Annotated in this window: 14 protein-coding genes and 2 pseudogenes; 11 read left to right on the forward strand and 5 right to left on the reverse strand. The window is 67.7% G+C overall.

Annotated features, from left to right (window positions below; all coding sequences use genetic code 11):
• Window positions 1-254 precede the first annotated feature (254 nt).
• The 4 genes and pseudogenes from ACGFRG_RS22050 (at window position 255) to ACGFRG_RS22065 (ending at window position 3,810) form a co-directional block, all read left to right on the forward strand.
• Window positions 255-1,211, forward strand: coding sequence for a transposase family protein (locus ACGFRG_RS22050; protein ID WP_393266276.1), 957 nt, complete (start codon window positions 255-257; stop codon window positions 1,209-1,211).
• A gap of 9 nt (window positions 1,212-1,220) precedes the next feature.
• Complete coding sequence (locus ACGFRG_RS22055) at window positions 1,221-2,471, forward strand: phage tail tape measure protein (RefSeq protein ID WP_393266661.1); 1,251 nt, start codon at window positions 1,221-1,223, stop codon at window positions 2,469-2,471.
• Window positions 2,353-3,117: pseudogene (locus tag ACGFRG_RS22060) on the forward strand (IS5 family transposase); the annotation flags it as partial. The gene ACGFRG_RS22055 and the pseudogene ACGFRG_RS22060, both read left to right, overlap by 119 nt.
• A gap of 186 nt (window positions 3,118-3,303) precedes the next feature.
• Window positions 3,304-3,810: a DUF6624 domain-containing protein gene (locus tag ACGFRG_RS22065; protein WP_393266278.1), complete on the forward strand. Its 507-nt coding sequence runs from the start codon at window positions 3,304-3,306 to the stop codon at window positions 3,808-3,810.
• Window positions 3,811-4,280: 470 nt separating this feature from the next.
• Here the strand turns inward: ACGFRG_RS22065 and ACGFRG_RS22070 are convergent, their stop codons facing one another.
• Window positions 4,281-7,736, reverse strand: a complete 3,456-nt coding sequence (locus tag ACGFRG_RS22070) for a hypothetical protein (RefSeq protein ID WP_393266281.1) — start codon at window positions 7,734-7,736, stop codon at window positions 4,281-4,283.
• Window positions 7,737-8,866: 1,130 nt separating this feature from the next.
• Between ACGFRG_RS22070 and ACGFRG_RS22075 the strand changes: the two genes are divergently transcribed.
• From ACGFRG_RS22075 to ACGFRG_RS22100, 6 genes are all read left to right on the forward strand, one after another.
• Complete coding sequence (locus ACGFRG_RS22075; protein WP_393266283.1) at window positions 8,867-10,399, forward strand: type I-E CRISPR-associated protein Cse1/CasA; 1,533 nt, start codon at window positions 8,867-8,869, stop codon at window positions 10,397-10,399.
• Complete coding sequence (gene casB, locus ACGFRG_RS22080) at window positions 10,396-10,956, forward strand: type I-E CRISPR-associated protein Cse2/CasB (protein WP_393266286.1); 561 nt, start codon at window positions 10,396-10,398, stop codon at window positions 10,954-10,956. The genes ACGFRG_RS22075 and casB overlap by 4 nt, the downstream gene beginning before the upstream one ends.
• Window positions 10,953-12,314, forward strand: a complete 1,362-nt coding sequence (locus ACGFRG_RS22085) for a type I-E CRISPR-associated protein Cas7/Cse4/CasC (RefSeq protein WP_393266289.1) — start codon at window positions 10,953-10,955, stop codon at window positions 12,312-12,314. The genes casB and ACGFRG_RS22085 overlap by 4 nt, the downstream gene beginning before the upstream one ends.
• The gene (gene cas5e / locus ACGFRG_RS22090; protein ID WP_393266292.1) at window positions 12,311-13,162 is read left to right on the forward strand and encodes a type I-E CRISPR-associated protein Cas5/CasD; all 852 of its coding nucleotides are present in this window, start codon (window positions 12,311-12,313) and stop codon (window positions 13,160-13,162) included. Before ACGFRG_RS22085 ends, cas5e begins: the two co-directional genes overlap by 4 nt.
• Window positions 13,159-13,875, forward strand: a complete 717-nt coding sequence (locus tag ACGFRG_RS22095; protein WP_393266295.1) for a type I-E CRISPR-associated protein Cas6/Cse3/CasE — start codon at window positions 13,159-13,161, stop codon at window positions 13,873-13,875. The genes cas5e and ACGFRG_RS22095 overlap by 4 nt, the downstream gene beginning before the upstream one ends.
• Before the next feature lie 196 nt (window positions 13,876-14,071).
• Entirely contained in the window at window positions 14,072-14,470 is a 399-nt protein-coding gene (locus ACGFRG_RS22100; RefSeq protein WP_393266298.1) for a hypothetical protein, read from the forward strand.
• 71 nt (window positions 14,471-14,541) lie between these two features.
• Here ACGFRG_RS22100 and ACGFRG_RS22105 read toward each other — a convergent pair whose 3' ends face one another.
• Window positions 14,542-14,919 (reverse strand): VOC family protein, encoded by a 378-nt coding sequence (locus tag ACGFRG_RS22105; protein ID WP_393266301.1) that lies wholly within the window; start codon window positions 14,917-14,919, stop codon window positions 14,542-14,544.
• 96 nt (window positions 14,920-15,015) lie between these two features.
• On the opposite strand from ACGFRG_RS22105, the gene ACGFRG_RS22110 reads away from it, so the two are divergent.
• Entirely contained in the window at window positions 15,016-15,429 is a 414-nt protein-coding gene (locus tag ACGFRG_RS22110) for a winged helix-turn-helix transcriptional regulator (RefSeq protein ID WP_393266304.1), read from the forward strand.
• Window positions 15,430-15,523: 94 nt separating this feature from the next.
• On the opposite strand, the pseudogene ACGFRG_RS22115 reads toward ACGFRG_RS22110, so the two are convergent.
• The 3 genes and pseudogenes from ACGFRG_RS22115 to ACGFRG_RS22125 form a co-directional block, all read right to left on the reverse strand.
• Window positions 15,524-16,713 (reverse strand): annotated as a pseudogene (locus ACGFRG_RS22115) (4-hydroxybenzoate 3-monooxygenase).
• Between the two features lie 145 nt (window positions 16,714-16,858).
• Window positions 16,859-17,653 carry a helix-turn-helix domain-containing protein gene (locus ACGFRG_RS22120; RefSeq protein WP_393266307.1) on the reverse strand — a complete coding sequence of 265 codons (795 nt, stop codon included), beginning with the start codon at window positions 17,651-17,653 and terminating at the stop codon, window positions 16,859-16,861.
• A gap of 262 nt (window positions 17,654-17,915) precedes the next feature.
• Entirely contained in the window at window positions 17,916-20,627 is a 2,712-nt protein-coding gene (locus ACGFRG_RS22125) for a PKD domain-containing protein (protein WP_393266310.1), read from the reverse strand.
• Window positions 20,628-20,774 lie beyond the last annotated feature (147 nt).

Raw genomic sequence — 20,774 nt, forward strand, 5'->3', positions numbered from 1 at the left:
CCCGGTAATTGAGGGGGCTGCACAGCTGATCAGCGAACGCAAACAGGAGCGTTGCGCGCCTACAAAAATCCTCGCTGACTATCGGCTCTTTCAACGGCCTGCCCAAAGAATCACCCATATGAGGGAATCGCCTGACGGCACTGACCGCCCGACCTGACGATTGGTGATCTTGGTCACGAAGCGTCACGAACGGGGACACGGCGAGGGCCGCGCGGGTTGTCTCGATTGTGATGCTCTATCAGGCCCGTGCTGCCATGTCCCATCCCTCCTTCTGCGGCGTCTCACACCAACTCCTGGGCGAGTTGGTTGCCGAGCTCGCACCACGCTGGGAGGCACGGTGCGAGTCCGACCGCCACGAGCGGCGTCAAGGCGCCCGGAAGCGGGAGGCGGGGGCCGGGCCGAAGTACGAGTTCGTCGACCGGCTGCTGGTCACGCTGGTCCACCTGCGGACCGGACTCACTCACAAGGCCCTGGGCGTGATTTACGAGGTCGGCTCGTCCACCATCGGCCGGGCGGTCAGGGAGATCCGCCCGCTGCTCGCCGAGCGCGGCTTCGCTGTCCCGGAGAGTCCCGGGCTGCGGCTGCGCACTCTGGAGGACGTGTTCGCCTACGCCGACGCGGAAGGCGTCACGCTGCGGATCGACGGGATGGAGACGCAAGTACGGCGCCCACAGGCACATCGGCCCGGACGGCGCGCGTTCGTCTCGGGCAAGCGGAAGCAGAACACGATCAAGACCACGACGATCAGCGACGCACAGGGCCGCACTCTGTGGTCGGGTGTCACCCGGCCCGGACGCATGCATGACCAGACCGCGATGCGCACCGAGGGCATCGCCGAGCAGCTCCGGCAGCATCCCACGGTGAAGGCCGAGGTCGACGACGGCTACCGAGGGCTGGCGAACGAGTTCCCCGAACAGGTCTCGGCACCGCCGAAGAAGCCGAAAGGCCTGGATGACGACGACACGCCGCTGACTGAGCGATACGGCTGGCGCGAGCACAAACGCCGCCAGTCCTCGCGCAGGATCTGCGTCGAGCACGCCAACGCCGAGCACCGGCAATGGCGCCCGCTCCAGCGATACACCGGACGCCGCGAGGACTACGGCGAAACCCACCGCGCCGTCGCCTCCCTCGTCTCGGACCGGGCCGCCCGCAGGCCCACCCGCCGCAAGCCCAGCACCGAGCTCGTGCCCGTCCGCACAACAGCCTGCTAAACCACCCACCTGCCGAGCCCCAGGCCAACACGTCCCAACCTCAATCGCGGGTCAGCCCGTAAGTGGGGCGCGGTCACCGGTGCCTCCGGCGTCGAGATGGTGCAGGCCGGCGCGAAGGCCCGCGAGCTCGGCGCCGATCTGGAGATCCATGGCACGTCGGCGGCGAAGGCCGCGGACGCGATGCTGGAGCTCGCCAAGGCGGGCCAGACCTCCACGTCGTCGATCGCGAACGCGCGGGCGGCGATGCAGCTTGCCGCCGCCGACAATCTCTCGGCCGCGGACGCCGCCCGGTTTTTGGGCGATGTCATGGACCAGTTCGGCCTGTCGTCGAACAACTCGGGCCGGGCCGCCGACGTCCTCGCAGCCGGTGCGAACGCGGCGTCGGGCGGGCTGCAGGACATCTACTGCGCGATGTCCTACACCGGGCCGGTCGCCAACCAGCTCAATGTGTCTCTGGAGGACACGGCGTCGGCTGTGGCGCTGTTGGCCCGCTCCGGCATCCTCGGCTCGAAAGCAGGAACGTCCCTGCGGGGGATGCTGACCAACCTGGCGAAGCCGACCAAGGCGATGCGCCAGGGCCTGGCTGATCTCGGTATCGAAGCGTGGGACGCCCAGGGCACCTTCAAGGGCCTGCGTACGGTCATCGAGGGCTTCGAGCAGGCCCAGCACCGGATGTCGCAGAAGGACTTCCTCGGCGCCCTCGCAAGCGTCGTGGGCAAGCCGGCACTCGCCGGTGCTGCCGCTCTCGCGCATCAAGGTGTCGCGGCGTACGACCAGATGCACACCGCGATCGCCCGCACCGGCGCTGCCGAGGAGATCGCCGCCTCCCAGACCAAGGGCCTGTCGGGCGCGGTCACACAGCTTCGGACGCAAGCAAAGAACACTGGGCAGGTTCTGTACACGGCGACGGCCCCCGCGATGGAGAAGTTCACGCGGATGCTGACTGCGGGGATGAGCGCCGCGACCCCGTATCTGGCGGGCGCGATCGACTACGTCCACGACCTGTACACGCTGGCCGAACCGGGCCTCGGGGCTAGGGCCTGTCCGGCGGATCATGTGACTTCTCGCGCTCCGGCACGTTGGCATGCTCATGGGGCGGGGAGATCTCACGAACGACGAATGGGCCCGGCTGAAGCTGCATCTGCCCAAGTCCGGGAAGCGCGGCGGGCGTTGGGCCAGCCACCGCAGAATCATCAACGGGATCCTCTTCCGGCAGCGCACCGGCGTGCCGTGGCGGGATCTGCCTGCGCGGTTCGGTAAGTGGAAGACCGTTTACGAGAGGCACAGGCGCTGGTCGGCGGACGGCAAGTGGGACAAGAGCTACGCGGCCGTCCTAGCCGACGCAGATGCCCAGGGCCGCATCGACTGGTCCATGGTGAGCGTGGACTCCACCACTTGCCGGGCCCACCAACACGCCGCCGTAGCACTCAAGAGGCCACCGCGGGTGCCGGGAAATGACGCACGCCCCGGCAGCACCGCCCCGACGAAGGGACTCGGACGCTCCCGGGGCGGCTTCACCTGCAAGATTCACCTCGCCGGAGAGGGCGGGCGCCGCCCCCTCGCCCTGCTGATCACACCGGGCCAGTGGGGCGACACCCCGCAGCTCATCCCCGTCATGGAACACATCCGGGTCGGCCAACTCGGCGGCGGACGCCCCCGCACCCGACCGGACCACCTCGGGGGCGACAAGGCATATTCCTCCCGGCGTAACCGCCGCTACCTGCGCAGACGGCAGATCACACACACCATCCCCGAGCCGAGGAACCAACGGGCCATCCGCCAACGCCGCGGCAGCAAGGGCGGACGACCCGCCGGCTTCGACAAGACGATCTACAAGCGCGGAAACGAAATCGAGCGGACGATCAACGCCCTCAAGAACTTCCGGGTGGCGGCCACGAGGTTTGACTAGCGCGTCTATGTCTTCCAGGGCACCGTCACCGTCGCAGCGATCCGGCTCTGGCTTCGAAGGTAGATCCATTATCCCCGTGCGGGTAGGTGTCTGTCACCGTTCTCCGGAATGATCTTTAAGCCTGATTTGCACCTCTAGGCTTGCGGGCGGACCCAAAACACGGATCTGACCTGGGAGTTGAGAGTGGCGCACGACGTTGCCGCGCTGGCGGTGGAACTTACGGACATGGCTGCGGCCGATCACCAGTCCGCCGTCCGCGCGAACAGCGACGACCCCGCCGAGCAGCTGGCCTGGCGGCGGCTGACGACCCGGCACGGTGACCGGCTCGACGAGATCATGGACAAGTACGGCTGGCCGACGGCGGAACTGGTTGGCGAGGAGGCCGCACGCGCGGCATGGCTGATCGCCCAGCACGCCGACCGGCAGCTCGACGTTCAGCGTCGTGCCCTCCAGTTGATGCAGCAGGCGGTGGCGGCAGGCTCGGCCAGCCCGCGCGAGCTGGCCTTTCTGCGCGACCGCACGCTGGTCAATGAGGGCCGTAAGCAGGTCTACGGCACTCAGATCGCCGGCGTGAAGGACGGGGCGCCGGTTCCGTGGCCTTGCGAAGAGCCCGAGCGCATGGACGAACGCCGTGCGGAGGTCGGCATCGAGCCCTTCGACGAGTATGTCGCCAAGTTCTCCATGGCCTGACGCCGCGTTCCCAGCCGCGTCCGGTGGATCACTGCCCGGGCTCACCGGCCACGGGGAATGATCCGCCGGACAGACCCTAGGCAGTACTGGCGCGCCAGCGTGCGGAGTCCTCCCCACCAGCGTGGGGTTGTTCCGTGATCCGCGGAGACGGCCGGGCACGGTTCCCGAGAACCAGTCCTTCCCGCCGACGCGGGGGTGGTCCCTGGTCCATCATGTCGCCGAGATACTTGGCGGAGTGGCCCCCGCGCATGCGGGGCTAGTCTCCCGATGGGCATCACGCCGTGGCTCGCGGCATGGTACGCGCCGCGGGAACGGTCCCTTTGCTGCCGCGCGCCGAGGCCCCAGCCCCGATGTGCTCCCCGCGCATGCAGGGTGGTCCCGAGATGAATCACGGCCCGGGCACCCGCCAAGTGGTCCCCGAGTCCGCGGGAGGTGGTCTCATGACGTGAGCCGCCATACCCTGGCGCGTTTCAAGGCCCAGGGCGCCGCACGGCCGAGTGCCGAGCAAGAACGGCAGCGACCTGCCGCACCACTTCGGGATCCGTACGGCTCAGGACAGGAAGCGCCCGGTACCAGCCGCTCGTGTCCAGGGTATGGCGGGCCATGTCCCACGCAGCCGTGGCTCGAAGGGGCACAGCTGGACACATGCGATGAGCCAGGACCCCGAGCACCGAAAGCGTCCAGTTGTCCCCGTCGGCGGCCATGTCCAGATGCACCGGGACGTGCGCCACATACGTGGCCACGGCTGCCAGCGCCCTGCCACGGGCTGCCGGGTCCGGAAGCCCGGCGGCTTCGACGGACGCACGCTCAGTGTCACCGAGCACGGCGTGCAGCAGAGCCAGCCCAGTGGCGAGCAGAGGCTCCGTGTGGAGGCGCGCGCGGGCCTCTGTCTCCAGCGCGGCGACGTGGGCCTGCATCGGCACGCCGGCGGTGTGATCGCAGAGGGCTCTGACCAATTCGGTCCCGGATGTACCCATGCCCGACGCGCCACCTCCCAGCCCTGGCGGCCCGCTCTCGACGATCCGTGAGAGGACGGCCGCCGGTTCAAGACCCATCTCCACTGCCAGAGCAGCCCGTCGGTACGGAACGCCGGCCCGGCCGGACGGCCTGCGCCCAACGGCGGGGACAGCCCACACCCTGGCTCGTTCAGCGTCGCCCACGCAGGCGAAGGCCTGGGCAATCAGCCCTCGCACGGTCGGCGGTTGTACGCGCTTCATACGCGCGGCGATCCCAGCTGCCTTTTCCGCATACCGCCTCGCCTCGTCATGACGACGAGCGTCCGCGTATGCCAGCGTCGCAGAGGTGAGTACGCGTACGTGTAGGGGCGTGTCCGACAACTCGTCCACCACGGGCAGGAGCCTTTCCCACGCATCATCGAATGCGCCGGGCAGGGCCTGTGCAAGGAAGGGCAGCCACTCGGGGGCGCTGCGTTCGACGGCCCGCCCAGTGAACCGGTCAAGGCTCTGACGCAGCCGGGGGCCGTCCCCGAGGTCCGACAGACGACTCATGTCCTTGAGCAGCGCCGCAGTCTCCTTCACACCAGTCGTCTCGGCTGTCGCCTCGCCCAGGTCGTCCTCGTCCGGAGGACCGTCGAGAAGCTCCAGGGCCCGGGACGCAGCTTCTTCTGGTGCGTCGGCGACCAGCGTGCGTATCTCGCCGGGCGCCTCCCCAACGTCGAGCAGCGCCCGGACCACTCGGAATATCGTCTCGCCCAGGACGTCCTGCGGGGCGTACTCCAGCAGATCCCGCACCCCGCGCCGAGCTGCGTCGGCCAGTTCACGAGCCTTGTCCGGTAAAGCTCCTGCGAGCGCGGACGCGGCGAGGGCTCGACAGTCGACGACGCTCAGACTCGTCGATGCCATGCCCAGCTGCTCGACGAACTCCATCAACGTGCGATGGACCGCCTCAACCCGCCCGGCGTCAGCCGCGGCCACGGCCGCCCAGATCTCCACCGCTAAGACGGGACGCCCTTCATCCGCCTCGGCCTGATAGTCCGCCTCGATCTCCAACTCGTCCAGCAGCAAAGCCGCGAACTCCGGCCGAGCGCCAGCCAGCAGGGATGCGGCCTCGGCCACCGGAGCGACATTCTCCGGCCTGCTGAAATCGATCTGTTTGAGCACGCGCACGGCCTCGTCCGCCGATCCCGTGGCGGCAAGCGCCACGGCAGCCCGCGGCAGAATCGCCTGCGTGTCCATCTCCGTCGATGCAGACAGCACCGAGTCCTGGTACCTGGACCGCTCCGCCCACACCGCTGCCTCGCGCGCAAGGTCCGCCGCTCGTTCCGCTGCCTCGGGCATCCCGGTCGCCAAGAGGGCTCGAACCACCTCGATGAGGCGCACCGCCTTGGATGCCGGATCCAGGGCCGACAGCGCCAACGACCGGGCCCGATCAGCATCGCCGACGACAACCAGGGCCGGCAACACCTCGCGCGGCAGCGTACGGTTCTCACCCCTCAGAAGCGAGCGGGAAGCAGCGGCCGGCGCCAAGACGGCAGACGCTGCTGTGGCCCCAGTAAAGCGGTCAAGGGAGGAGAGTGCGAGGTCGGCACGCCCCATGTCAGCAAGGCGCAGGAGTCGGCGGTGGTCGAGGGCGAAGGCGGTATAGCGGTCGAAGTCTTCGCTGCCGCTGAGGAGTTTCTGGTAATGGTGGAGCAGGTACACCGGAGTGGTATCGGGCCAGCCTTCAGCTCGGTAGCGGTCCGCCCAGGTATGCAGGCGGATGGTCAGGGCTTCAATCAGCCCGGGCCCCAGTGCCTCCTCGGCCGCCGCGTACAACTGCTCGTGAGCCAGAACGAGACTCTCCGGTTCGAGATCCTCGGCGCTAAGGCCCCGTCCTGCCACGTTGTGCAGCATGCGCTTCAGCACGCGTGGCATCGGGGCCGGGACAGTCGGATCGAGATCGATCAGCTCAATCAGGTCGGCATAGGTGAGACCACCCCTCGCGACGAGCAAATACCCGATTACTTGCTGCCCCCACCCCTGGGGTTCGTCGATCAGTGCGTCGAGTTCGACTGCGGCGATATCGCGCAGCACAAGGGCATGCGGCGAAGGACGAAAGCCTGGTACTCCGTCGGCATCGCGCAGTGGATGGTCCGCATCCAGATCGGTGGGCAGCGGCGGGTGCCGGCGGAAACTGACGAGGACGACCAGTTCCGGGTACGTCTGCTTCGGCAGCAGCCCGGCGATACTCTGCCCACCCGGCCGCGCCCCGGCGTCCTCATCCAGCCCGTCCACGACCACGAGCAGTTTGCGGCCCCGCAAGCCACTCGTCCGAGCGGCCTCTTCCCACAGCTCCACAAGCGTGGCCCGGTCCACTGTGGGTCGCCGTCTGCCGACGTGCCGCCCAAGTACAGAGACCATCGTGGAGAGGAATGCCTGCGCGTTGTCCGTATCCTGTCCCCGTCGGACGAAGTAGCTCACAAAATCGATGTCGATATCAGCCGCGTAACGCGCCGCGAAGGTAGCCAGCAGCGCCGTCTTCCCGGACGAGGGATCACCACGCAAGACCAAGTAGCCAGAACGGGTACGGACCAACTCGGCAAGCCGATCGAGGTCCGCCTCGCGATCGAGGAGGGTCGGGGGCAGGAGGCTTTTAGCGGCGGGGGCGTACTGGAATCGGCCAGGCCGGGCCCTCCGGGGATCGTTGCGCGGTCGGCCGCCACGGTTCCTACGGCTCTCCGCCACCGCGTCCTCGATGGCCTGATCCCAATCCCTCCACTCGACACGCACCCCCGCTCTTCCGGCCAAGTACTGTACCAATGAATGGTACTTGGGAAGATTTCCCGTCGTCGGAGCCGTGCGCGCCTCCTCCCGTTCGGAGAGCCATCCGCCGATGGTCGAGCGGCTGGCACCCGACTCGCGGACCATCTGCGCGTACGTGATCGGGCCGTGGGCTCGCTCGGCGTCCCTGTGCAGATTCCTCAGCATGGCGGTCAGCCGAGCGACGGCACTTCCGGTACTCAAACGGCTTCCTCCGCAGTCCCCGGACAACTTTTTTCGTAGGCTACGACCAGCGCGGATGCCACCGCAGGACGTTTCCGATATCGCCGGAAACCCGCCGGACGCGAGAGAACTACCGCACTCGCCGCCCGTCACTCGCCGGACGGCCCGTCCGAGAGGTAGCCCCGCCATGTCCGCACTACCCGCCCTAGTTACCAACGCCACGACCCTGACCGCCGCAACAGGCCTCCTGTACACGGCGACCCTGCTCGGCGTCGCCCTCGTCTCCGTTGCCTCCCGCAACCCGACCCGTCGCCGCGACGCCCGCGCGACGCTGGCGATCCTCGTTCGGCGGCGGTCGCGCGCATGACGAGATGACTCGGACAGACGAGTTAGACCGATCAGTTGAAGTCACATTCGCTCAAGCACCGCCGCCGCTAAGCCTCCGACTGCCAGACTCAATTCACGCGGACTCGCGATGTTTCCTCCCTTGCTCCGTGCCCTGACCAACTGGCAGGGCACGGAGCGCAGGAGGAGAGGAGTGCGCATGTTGGAAGATCGTCCGACGCCATGGCCAAAGGCACGTCTGATCGAATTAAGGAGGTGGTTGTGGGCCCACAGGGGTGACCTGGCTCGGCTGGCATTCGAAGCCTGTGCGTCGGCTGCGCTGTCCCATCTGATGACGCTCGCCTGAAGGAGGTCCCTCCCGGCAGTCTCATTGCCGGGAGGGACCACCTCCAGCCGCGCCCAGCCCTTGCCCCCACACACAGACGATGTCGACATGCCCCAGGGCGAACCCTCCGGACGATACCGGAAGACCTTGACCTGGACGTTGAAGAGTCCCTGCTTAGCAGGGGTGCCCCCTTAGATCAGTCCGTTGACGCAAGCGCGTCACCGTTTTCCCCGCGCTGGCGGGGATCCCTCCGCTCCCCCTCCCCCACGGACACGCGACATAACGGAACCCTTTCTCTCCGCCCTTCCACTCCTACTAACTTCCTGCTCCATTCAGGTGAACGAACCGCATGACGACGAGGTCAACCACCATGCACCTGTCTGACTTACCCCCGCCCAACGGCAGTTCCAGGATCCCCCGTTGGGACCCCCGAGAGCACACATGCGTGCGGGCACTGAAGCAGGACGGCGGCGTCGTCGACCTGAATCTTGTGCAACTGTTCGCTCGGGCAGAAGAGTTGCGGGACATCGACGGAGCAACCCCGGGCGAGAAGGCCGCCGTCGTAGAGTTCCTCCTCGCACTGTGCTACGCCTCCGACACGTACCCAACATCCGATGAGGAATGGTTGCACCGGGTGCAGGAGCCCGGTCCGACGCCGTTCGGGGCTGTCGTGTCGTGGCTGACCGACCAGTCCGACGAGGACTGGAACCTCTTCCATCCCACCAAACCCCTGGGACAGAACAGCCTCCTTGCTCCCTTCCTGGAGCAGCACGGCACGGGACCCGCCCAATTGGTCATCGAACGCGCCGGGGACTACAGCCAGTTCGCCGACCACCACCACCTGGAGCACAGCGACCCGCTGCCTGCCGCCGAAGCCTTCCGGGCCATGCTTACCCAGCACTCCTTCGGCCTCTCCGGCCGCGCCCGCATATCGGGCAAGGCCACCCTGGGCCCGGCCATCACCAACCTGGCCACCGGGCGGCTCGGCGGCCGCATCCGGGTCCTCGCGCTCGGCCAAAGCCTCGGACACACCCTGCGCCTGAACCTGGCCCCGACCACCAACGACCCGCGCGTACTCAACCTGACCTGGACCACTGGACCGATCGAGCGCCGGGGCTTCACGACCAAACCTCCGGCCCGCCCTGTACGAGGATTCGCCGACCTCCACAGCTACCTCGGCCGCTCCGTACTGATGCGTCCCAAACAAGGACTCGACCGCGACCAAGCCGCCGTCGACCGCGTCCTGATCGGTGCTGGCGAACTCCTCGATCTCAAAGCAGAGTTGCATCTCCAGGACGCCGTCATTTCCGAGACCCGTACCGGCGAGAAGAAGCCGCTGTGGCCATCCGCCACCCGTGACCTGTGGCGCGAGGCGCATGCCCTCTACGCCGCCGTGAAGGACGGGACAGGCGGACTGTACGCACGCCTCGCGAAACTTCCCAAGGAGAAGGCCGCGGACCGTCACCCCTTCGACCTGCTGGCCGTCGGTCTCCTCTCCAGCAAGGCCACCCCCATGGGCTGGGTCACCAGTGTCTTCCCCTTCGCCCCAGGCCTGGCCCCACACCTCTACAACGCATCACGACGCGGGTCTGAAGTGGCCGAACACATCGCCCGCAGCCTGGACCGGGCAGCCTACGCAGCCTGGGAGATCGCCTACCCCAACCCCAAGCCCTCCGACAAGAAGGCTCAACTGGCCCGCTTCGACGCCCGCGGCGAGCAATGGAAGGCAACCGAGGAACCCTTCCACACCCTGCTCGTCGACGTCGCCGACGGAGCAATGGTCGCCGACTGCATACCCGGATATGTGGAGTGGCTCCTGGAGATGGCAAGGGAATTCCTGGACAAGCGTCTCGACTCGCTGCCGAAGAACGGGCAGGGACTGCGAGCCCGCGCCGCCGCACGCAGACGCTTCGAATCCGAACTCACCAGCACCCGGGCCCCGGGCGACCTCACCAGCCTTACGGAAGGAGGAGCATGACCAGCGCATCCGGACAGCGGACCACAGAAGAATCCGCCGACCAGCTGACCGCCCACCTCATCGCGCTCGTGCGCAACCACCAGTACGGCGACCTCGCCCAGCTTCGGCGCAGCGGCGTGAAGACCACCGCCCACATCCGAGCCGGCTGGTCCGCCCCCAACGAGCAGGACCGGGACATCTACGAACAGGTCGCCTTCCTGTTCGCCCTCTACCACCGCGGCGTGGGACACCCAACACGCGGCTACGGAAGCCTCGGCACGGCTGCCCGCAGGATCGGCAGCCGCACAGACCCCAAACACCGAGGCCCCGGGGACCCCGGCGCCGCACGGCTCGTCGACCGCATCGTGGCCAGTCGACGCATCCCCTGGCGACACCTCCAGCACTCCATCGCCCGGCTGCGCTCGTGCGAGCAGCAACCACCGTCCTGGACACAGCTCGCTGTTGACCTCTCCCAGTGGAACGACCGCAAGGCCCGCATCGCCTACAACTGGGCCGTCGACTTCCACGCGCCGTACACCAACGCCAGGAAGACCACCCAGAAGGGCAGCAGCACGTGACTGAAACAGCCACCTCGCGAGGCCAGTTCCTCTCCCTCCACCTACTGGAGACCCTGGTCGCGGTCCTTCCCGTACGAGACGAAAACGGCTCGCCCAAAACGCTCGTCTACGGCGGCGCCGAACGTCACATGATCACCAGCCAGGCGCGGCGCCGAGCCGAGCGAGTCCACGCCCGCAACCGGGCCAACGCGGGGCAGGGTCCGCTCGCCGGGCGCACCACCGGCCTCCGTACCCGGGAGTGGGCACTCATCACCGCTCGGGCGCTGGAAAGTCACCACGGCTGGGACAAGGACGAAGCCGTGACCACCGCCCGCGCCGTACTGGAAGCAACCGGGCTCAAGTTCGGCGAACTGTCGAAGAAGACCGTCGCCAACCTCACCAAGGTACTGCTGTTCGCACCCGCCGACACCGGCGACCGAATCGCAGCACACATCGCAGCCCAGGCTGAGGAGTTGCGCGCCTGGCGGGACTCATACCTGGCCGCGCAATCCGCCACCGCCACACCCAAGCGCGGCACGCGCAAGCCCTCCGAGGAGAACGGCGACGAAGAAGGCGAGGCGGCGGCCAAGACGAAAGACCTGCCGCCGCTACCGAAGGCATCACGAGCCGCGGTACTCACCGCGCTGGCCCCACGCGACGCCATCGACATCGCCCTGTATGGGAGGTTCCTCGCGGAAATCGCCGACTCGCCCAATGTAGACGGCGCCGTACAAAGTGCACACGCGTTCACTATTCATGAGGCCGAGCAGGTAGACGATTTCTATGCGGCGGCAGACGACGCGAAACTGGAGCGGAAGAAGAACGCCCTGGACTTCCTCGACGCGGCCGACGACGCCGGCGCGGGAATGACGGGATACCAGGCTCTTATCTCCGGTACGTTCTACCGACACGCCGTCCTCGACCGCCACCAGCTCAAGACCAACCTCCAGGTCGCAGGCATGACGGAAGAGCAAGCCAGCGAAGCGACAATCGCCGCCGAGCAGGAGTTCGTCAACGCATTCGTCGAAGCCTTCCCCGAGGCCAAAAAGAACTCCACCGCCTCCACGGGCTCACTCCCCGGGCTGGTACTGGCTTTCGAGGGCGAACGCCCCTACAACTACGCCGGTGCCTTCCAGAAGCCCGTGGACGAGAACCCCGTCAACACTGACGAAAAGGAGATGGCGACCGGCGGAGAAGGACCGGCCGGACTCGCCGGAGTACGACGCCTGCTACGCCACCATGACTTCGTCAGCCAGCGCCGCCCCGACATCCGCTCAACCCGACTGCTCACCTACGACCCACAGGTCGACGCCCTCCTCGACGAACTCAACACCTCAGACGCCAATCGGGTGACCACCATCGGAGGGCTCACCCCATGACCCATGTACTCCTCCTCCGACTCGCCGGCCCACTGCAGTCCTGGGGCATGACCTCCCGGTTCCCCGCCCGCCGCGACTCACACAGCCGCCCCACCAAATCAGCAGTGATCGGGATGTGCGCAGCAGCCATGGGGCTGCCACGCGACGCCGACCTGGACGAGTTGGCCCAGGTGACCTTCGGTGTACGAGCCGACCATCCCGGCACTCCCGTCCGCGACTACCACACCGTCGGTGCAGGGAAATATCCGCTGCGCCCCCGCGACCTGATCACCGACCACCGACGCGCCGCCGCCACCTCCGCCAACCTCGACACCGCCACCGGAGACCAGTTCGGCCACCACACCCTGCCCCACTGGTACGGCGCGCCCAAGAAGATCGCCGCTGATCCGGTCTCTGGCGTATTGGTGTCCGGCGAGCTGACCCGCACGGCGCTCATCACCGAGCGGTGGTACCTCGCCGACGCGACGTTCCTGGTAGGGCTCCAGCACGAGGACGAGGGCTTCTTGTCAACCGTCGGGAAGGCGCTGGAACACCCACGGCGCTTGCTGTGGCTGGGCCGGAAGTCCTGCCCCCCGTCCGGAACCCTGACGCTCAAATCGGCCCCCGGCGACCTCGCCTCGGTATTCGACACCCACCAGCTCCTGCCCGGCCCCGACGGCACCGCCGACCCACAACGCAAGCCCTGGGGATGGTTCCAAGCCCCGCCTTCCGAACGGGGCGCGACACCCGTACAGGACCAGCCAGTGCACTTCGACTCGCTCAGGCCCGAACACACCACCCGCTGGGAAGTCCGCCGCCGGATCACGATCGCGCCGAACGCCGACGACTGGAAGGGCATCGTCCCGTGAACAACCCCCCGCAGGCCCGCACAGCGACGGCTCAGGCCCGTTTCATCGCGACCCACTCAGTTCTGACCCTTGACGCACGACACCCGTACGTAGCGAAGTCATTGATCGACGCCCAGGACATGCACCGCACGGTGATGAGCGGTTTCAAAGGGTGGGTGGACAACGGCAGTGCCGACGCCCGCGCCCAGATGGGCGTCCTATCGACATGGGCCGTGGATCTCAAAGCAGCCGCCCTCGTCCTGGTCGTACAATCCAAAGTCGCGGCAGACTGGAGCCACGTGCCCCGCGGCGCGCTCCGGGACGACCCGCACTTCATCACCGTCGACCGCACCTTCCGCACCGGTGACACGGTCGGGTTCCGTTCGGTCATCAACCCGACCTACGGCAAGAGGCAGTTCGGTCCCAGCGGGGAGCTCGTCCGAGGAAGGCGCGTAGCCCACACCAAACCGGATGGCGTCAGGAAATGGTGCGCACGCCACTTCGGGGACAGTCACACTCCCGGCCCCGTCGGCGCCACCGTGGACCCCAACTCCCTGTCGGTCCGCCTCCTGCCCACCGTTTCCAGTCCCGCGCCCCATACACGCCTCAAGGTCGCCCGCGCCGAGCTCCGCGGTTCGCTGTCCGTCGTCGACCCCACAGCCTTCGTCACGGCGCTCGGCACAGGCATCGGCCATGCCCGTGCCTACAGCTGTGGGCTGATCCTCACGCGCTGACCTGGGGCAAGCGCCGTCATGAGCGTCGGTGGCGTACAAACCGTGGTGCCCGCGCGTGCGGGGGTGGCGTCGTCGCCCTGGCCGGTCCCGAGAAGCGGGCCGCCGCCCTGTCGATCCTCTTCGGAGGCTCAGCGCCGCCACCGCCCGCGGCTCCCCCATCGGCAATGCCATCAGCGGGATCGACTGGCCCGGCACCATGATGTTCGTCGCCGCCGTCGGCGTACTCCGCAACCGCATCGTCATCAACACCGCAGGCGTCACGGCCGTCCTCGTCTTCCTCACCACCCGATGGGGCAGCCGACACCTCGTATCAGCGTGCATCGGTGTCGTGATCTGGGGCGCGTGCGGCTGGGCCCGGCTCGTCCCGATCCCGCACCGACTCGTCGGCGGCTTCCTCCTGGACGACGTGGTATCCGTGAACCACCTCGGCCTACCCGCAGCCGCGATCACCGCCACCGGTCTGCTCATCGGCGAGCTGGATCACCGGCTCATCCGGCGCGACGCGAGGGCCGTCGCAGTCACGGCCCCTGTCCCGGCCCGCACGAGCGGCACCATCCCCCGGGCCGCAAGCGCCTCCCGCGTCGACCGCCCCTGACCTGACCCGACCCCGCCGAAGGCATCTTCCGGTGCGTGCGGACAGTCCATCGGCCCTGGTCGTATCAGGGCCTACGCGCGGATGAGCCTGCCGACCAACTCCGGGTTCCACTCGACATACTCCACGCCCGCTCCGTCCGCGTGGCGGGCGTAGAGGAACCGCCCCGTCGGGCCGTCGGTTACGGGGGTCGTGATGGTCGCCTTCGCCGATGCCAGCGTCGTCTGGAGGTCGTCGAGGTCGTCGACGACGACGGTGGCGGAGGCATGGTCGTACTTCGCGCGTTCCTCAGCCGAGCCCGCGATCACCAGGAAGTCGCCGATGGCGGCGAGGCCCACCGCCTCGAACGCCAGCCGCAAGTGGGGTTGCTCGCCGGTAAGTTGCTCCAGGAGAGGCAGTGCGCGGTCGAGGTCGTCGGTCCATAGGCGTGCGTAGGTCTTCAGGATGGTCATGGCCGTGCCCTCTCACGTCTCTTCCGGGTTCTCTGGAACCGTAGGTGCGTAGCCTCGGGCGTGGAAGAACGCACTTTTCGGTGAGAGAGGAACCTCATGGAAACCGAGCAGCCCCAGCCCGTACCCGACGACGCGGACTTGACGCGCACCGAATCCCTCGCCCGCGAAATCTTTTCGGAGGTGGCCAACAAGTGGGCACTGCTCGTCATCAACGCCCTGGGGACGCGGACACTGCGGTTCACCGAGCTCAGAGCCGAAGTCGAGGGCATCAGCCACAAAATGCTCACCCAGACCCTGCGCGGGCTGGAACGGGACGGGGCGGTGCACAGGACCGTGTACGCGACGGTGCCACCCCGCGTGGACTACCGCCTCACCGAGGCAGGCGCGGCGCTACGCGACACGGTCAACGGCATGTGCGCCTGGACCCGCCGCTACCTCGACGAAATCGACACCGCACGACGCCGCTTCGACTCGGACGACCATTCGGATGGCCATGGCACTGTGCGTTGAGTCCCCCCACTCCCGCAGGGGATCTCCACCCTCGGGCCAACAGTCCCGGGCTAGATCGCATGGGGGTCCCCGCGCACGCGCCGCCGCACCGTCCCTAGTTCACGCCCGCCGTGAACTCGTCGAACAGGCGCTTCGCCGTCGGCGAGGTGAACATGCGCTTCAGCTCCGCTCGGGCGATCCGGCGGCGGAACTCCCCTTCGTAGGAGGCGTCTCCGGCGTTGTGCATCAGCTCGGTGATCCAGACCGCGAACGCCTGGTAGTTCCAGATGTGGCGCAGGCAGGTCTCCGAGTAGGCGTCGAGAAGGGCCGCATCGTTCTCCCTCACCCGGCCGATGATGGCGCGGGCGAACACCTCCGTGTCGTTCAGAGCGAGGTTGATCCCCTTCGCGCTCATCGGCGGGACGAGGTGCGCCGCGTCTCCGAGCAGGTACAACCTGCCGTAACTCAAAGGGCTGTACACCACACTACGAAGCGGCACGAGCCGCTTGTCCAGGATCGCGCCGGTCGAAACGGGAGTGCCGAAGCGGGCCTCCAGCTCGCTCCAGATGCGTTCGTCCGGCCACTGCGCAAGGGTGTCGTCGGCCGGGCACTGGAGGTATAGCCGACTGGCGTTCGTGCCACGGGGGATCAGCCCGGCCATACCTCGGGAGTGTATCGCCATGGCTGCGGGATCGGCCGGTACATCGGCCAGGACGCTCAGCCAGGCGTACGCGAACTCATGGGCGTGGCGTGTGAGTACGCCTGCGGGGATGGAGGCCCTGCTGACGCCGTGGTGACCGTCGCAGCGGCGATGTAGTCGCAGTCGACTGTCTTCGTCGAACCGGCGGCGTCCCGATAACGGACGCGCGGGCGCTCGCCGTCGATGCCGTCAATGCCGTCAATGCCGTCAAGCAAGACGTCGGCGGCCTCGAACCGGAGGTCGCCGCCCTCGCGCAGGAAGACGTCCGTAAGGTTGCGTACGAGGACCTGCTGCGGGCAGAAGGCGATTTCGTCGACCTCATCCCCGCCGAAGACGAGCGGCAACTCCTCGCCGTCGAGCCGGAAACCCATCATCTTCGAGGAGAGGAAGCTCTCCACCATCTCTTCGAGGCCCCACTCCCGGTACATACGCACCCCTCGGGCGTCGACGGTTCCGGCCCGTTGCCTCTGCTCGACGTATGCCCGGCTGTGCTTCTCCACAACAATGCAGTCGATGCCGCTGCGCAGCAGGAGATTGCCGAGAGTGAGTCCGGCGACCCCGGCTCCCACGATGACGACCGCGGTGCTCTCACCTGTATCCATCATCTGTCCGTCTCCCCTTCGCTACGCCTGTCGTCGCCCGGTGCGGCGCGGCGTGCCCACCCCCCACTGTGAGACGCGCCGCGATTTCCCCCAACTGGGAAACGGTCAGCGAATACGGCAAAGCCGCCAAGGTGGGAACGGCGTACGGCTACGACCTCTCGCCACGCAGTTGGGCATGGAAGCGGCCCGGGGTCTCACCGACGATGGTGGTGAACGCCTCGATGAAACTGGAGGGGTTGGACCACCCGCACTCCATCGCGGTGTCGGTGACCGACCGGCCGTTGGTGAGGTGCACCAGGGCGTGATGGATGCGCAGGATGGTGCGCCAACGGTGGAAGCTCATACCGAGGTCGGTGTGGAACAGACGGCTCAAGGTCCGCTCGCTCGCCCCCACCGTCCGCCCCAACGCCGCCAGGGTCGCGGTCCGGCCGGGATCGGCGTGCAGCAGGGCGGTCACTGCTCTCAGCCTGTCGTCGCGCGGTTCGGGCAGGTGAACGGACGGCTCGGGGGCCTCGGCGAGCTCGTCGACCACCACCGTGAGCAGCCGCCGGTCGGCCCCGGGGCGGAACTCCGGCCGGTCGGTCAAGGCCAGAAGCGCCTCCCGTAGCAGCGGGCTCACCTCGAACACACCGGGGTACGCGGTGAGTTCGCCGCACAGGTCGACGGGGATGTCGAGCAGGCGGACGTCGGTTCGGCCGTAGAAGCGATGGGAGTGGTCGAATCCGGGCGGCGTCCACGTCACCCGGTTCGCCGGGGCGAACCATGTCCCGCGTTCGGTCGTGGTGGCGAACGCTCCGGCGGCGGCGTACACCAGCTGGCCGTGGGTGTGGGAGTGGGCGTCGAGGTGGCAGCCGTGCGGGATCCAGGCCGCACCACGAGGCGTCTCCGCCGATGGTGTGTCAGGCGTTGTGAAGCGCGGTGAGGGTTGACGGGGTTCCGGCATCGGCCGCCAGCGTACCGGTGGCCCGGCGGCTGTTTCCCGGAAGCCGGTCGGCGGCCTTGCGGCACCTACTGTTCGGGCCCGTCCGACTGGCGCAGCAGGCGACAGGTAGCCCCATGGGGGCTGTCCAGTTCGACTTTCGACAACAACCGGCATCCCGCACCGCCGCCGCCTGACACCGCCACGGCACGAGATGTCCGTCCAACACGCTGACGGCCAGCCGGGGATCGTCACCCGGCCGACCGTCGCTGTCCCCGCTGTGGGGTCAGTTGATGTTGACCGCGGTGTCGTCGAGCACGAACGAGGTCTGCTTGGTGTAGTCCTCGTGCCCGGTGAACTTCAGCGTCACCGTCTGACCGGCGTAGGCCGACAGGTCGAAGGTGTGCTGGGCGTAACCGGTGACGTGGTCGAGGTTGGAGTAGGTGTGCAGGGTCGACAGTACGGTGCCCGAGCTGTTGAGGACCTGCACCTTGAGGGTGTCGTAGGCGTTGGTCGTGGAGGTCTCCGTCGTGTCGACGTGCAGCCAGAAACTCAACTGCTCTGAGGAGCAGCCGGTCGGCAGGGTCAACGTCTGCGACAGGGTGTCGGTGTGGGTGGTGCCGTAGCCGTCCAGCCAGGCGTCCCAACTGCCGGAGTGCGGTGGCTCGGTGGAGGAGTTGGCCACCACGCCGGTGGTCGTGGACCAGGGCGAGGCCGTGCCCGTCTCGAAGCCTGGGTTGCCCAGGAGTTGCCGCGCGGTGCAGCCACTGGGCGTGGCGTTCGCCTCGTTGCTCTGGGGGCTCTCGCCGATCGAGTTCACCGCGGTGACCTTGTAGTAGTAGGTCTGTCCGTCGGTGAGCCCGGTGTCCGTGCAGGAGAGCACCACGGCCAGGTTGCCGCAGCCGCCCGAGGTGAGCAGGGTCTCCGAGCCGCTGGAAGTGCCGCGGTAGACCTTGTAGGAGGTGATGTTGACGCCGCCGTTGCTGGCGGGGGCCTTCCAGTTCAGCGTGACCTGCCCGTTGGCGGGCGCGGCGGTGAGGCCTGTCGGGGCGCCCGGCGGCGCGCCGGCGATGGGTGAGGCCGTGATCGTCACGGTCGACGTGGCGGTCTTGGCGGGAGAGGAGCTGTCGGTGACCGTCAGCGTCGCCGTGTAGCTCCCGGCCGTGCTGTAGGTGTGGTTCGGGTTCTGCGTGGTGCTCGCCGCGGAGCCGTCACCGAAGTCCCAGCTGTACGAGTACGCGGGTGTCCCGCCCGTGGCCGTAGCGGTGAACGACACGTTCAGCGGCACCTGCCCGGAGGTCGGCGCGGCCGAGGCGCTGGCCGCCAGCGGGTTGCCGACCGCGCTCACGTTCAGCGCGACCGTCGAGGTGGCCGTGTGGGCCGGGGAGGCGCTGTCGGTGACCGTCAGCGTCGCCGTGTAACTGCCGGCCGTGCTGTAGGTGTGGCTCGGGTTCTGCGCGGTGCTGGCCGCGGAGCCGTCACCGAAGTCCCAGCTGTAGCTGTAAGGCGCCGTCCCGCCCGAGGCCGAGCCGGTGAAGTCGACCGCCAGCGGCGCGTTGCCCGTGGTCGGCGAGGCGCCCGCGGAGGCGGACAAGGGCGTGGCGCCCTGGATCCACAGGTCCTCCAGCGGATCGCCCAGGCCTGCCTGGTCGTTGGTGGTCATCGGGAAGGTGCTCAGCCCGATGTTGTTGTTCGGGTCGATGACGCCCGGGTGGACGTTCTCCATCACCCGCTCCATCGCCGCCAGCACGTTGTTCGTGGAGTAGGCGACATGGCTGACATTGGCCTGCTTCATGTACTTGGGCGAGGCGATGACGACGGTCGGCACCCGGTAGGTGTTGCTGACGTGGTCCGGGCCGTTGCTGCCGTTCTGGGTGTCGTCCTCGGTCACCACGATGACCGTGTTGTCCTTGTAGGACGCGTTGTTCATGATGGAGTCGACGATCTGCCGGGTGACCGAGTCGTTCTTCTGGATGTCCTGGTAGGTGCCGGGGTGGTCGTTGAACAGCTCGACGTAGGAGTACGCGGGCAGGCCGTTGGCCGTCACGAAGTTCATGTAGTTGTTCCCGATGACCTGGTCGTCATCGTTCTGCGCCTTGCAGGTGTAGTTGTTGTAGTCGAGCTCCTCGGGGATCGTCGTGCCCGGCCGGTTGACCGGCAGCACCTCAAGGGCGTTGGTGGCGGGGTTGCGCCAGTAGCCGCTGCCGGTGCTGAGCATCCAGTAGAAGTCGCCTTCGGTCACCATCGACAGCTGGGCGGTTCCGCTCCCGATGCCCGTCTGCGCCACACAGGGGTTGGTTCCCTCACCCGACGGGCCCGAGGCACCCTTGAGGAAGCGGTCGAACTGGGTGCCGGTGGCGGCGGGGTAGGACTGCTGCTGCGAGCTGGAGGACGACTGCGCGGAGAACATCCACCAGTGGTTGGGTCCGCTCGGGGGTTGCGTGCCGGTGCTGTAGGAGTCCAGCAGCGAGTAGGTCTTGGCGAGCGTGTGCAGGTTCGGCACCGAGCTCATGTGGTTCGTACTCTGCACGACGCCGTTGCACCCTGACTGCACCGTAGTGGCGCAGTCACCGAGATAGTCGTCGAAGGTGTGGTTCTCCCGGGTCAGCATCACGAAGTGCGTGAACGGCGGGAAGTAAGGGGCGAGCGGGTTCGTCGCCGCGGTGGTGGCGGTGGGCTTCCCGCCCCCGGTGGCCGCCTTGGCCGAGTAGTTGTGCGGCTGCGGGAACTTCGCGAACTCAACGCCCGGCGCGGCGAAGTGGGCGCCTGTGCAGTTGTAGTCGTCGGGCTTGTAGGACTGGGGACGCTGCCCCTCGGGCAGGTTCTTGGCGTCTTCGGGGTCCTGGTCGGCGTTCCAGTTCTTCAGTGTGCACGAGCCCACGCCTGTCGCGGGGTGTGCGGAGCCGCTCGCTCCTGCTCCTTGCGCCGAGCCCTGCGTCCCACCGAGCAGAAGGGCCAGGCCGGCCACGCCGACCAGCCATAGTCTGGACTTCTTCATCGGCACTCCCGTATCGAGTCACGGTCTACGCGCGGTGAGTTTCAGCCACTACGGGATTGTGACGACGGGTCAGGGACCCGACAAGGGGGCTCGTTTGATCGACTTAGCTCTTATCTGGGCAGTAATCCCGTGTTCGTCCACCGTTGT

Origin of the sequence: Streptomyces sp. NPDC048696, from assembly GCF_043198895.1 — a bacterium.
Taxonomy (GTDB): domain Bacteria; phylum Actinomycetota; class Actinomycetes; order Streptomycetales; family Streptomycetaceae; genus Streptomyces.

Coding starts and splice junctions, on each gene's coding strand:
- casB (WP_393266286.1), top strand. CDS start 10,396: ATGACCAGCGCATCCGGACAGCGGACCACAGAAGAATCCGCCGACCAG.
- ACGFRG_RS22120 (WP_393266307.1), bottom strand. CDS start 17,653: ATGCCGGAACCCCGTCAACCCTCACCGCGCTTCACAACGCCTGACACA.
- cas5e (WP_393266292.1), top strand. CDS start 12,311: ATGACCCATGTACTCCTCCTCCGACTCGCCGGCCCACTGCAGTCCTGG.
- ACGFRG_RS22105 (WP_393266301.1), bottom strand. CDS start 14,919: ATGACCATCCTGAAGACCTACGCACGCCTATGGACCGACGACCTCGAC.
- ACGFRG_RS22070 (WP_393266281.1), bottom strand. CDS start 7,736: ATGCTGAGGAATCTGCACAGGGACGCCGAGCGAGCCCACGGCCCGATC.
- ACGFRG_RS22100 (WP_393266298.1), top strand. CDS start 14,072: ATGATGTTCGTCGCCGCCGTCGGCGTACTCCGCAACCGCATCGTCATC.
- ACGFRG_RS22050 (WP_393266276.1), top strand. CDS start 255: ATGTCCCATCCCTCCTTCTGCGGCGTCTCACACCAACTCCTGGGCGAG.
- ACGFRG_RS22125 (WP_393266310.1), bottom strand. CDS start 20,627: ATGAAGAAGTCCAGACTATGGCTGGTCGGCGTGGCCGGCCTGGCCCTT.
- ACGFRG_RS22110 (WP_393266304.1), top strand. CDS start 15,016: ATGGAAACCGAGCAGCCCCAGCCCGTACCCGACGACGCGGACTTGACG.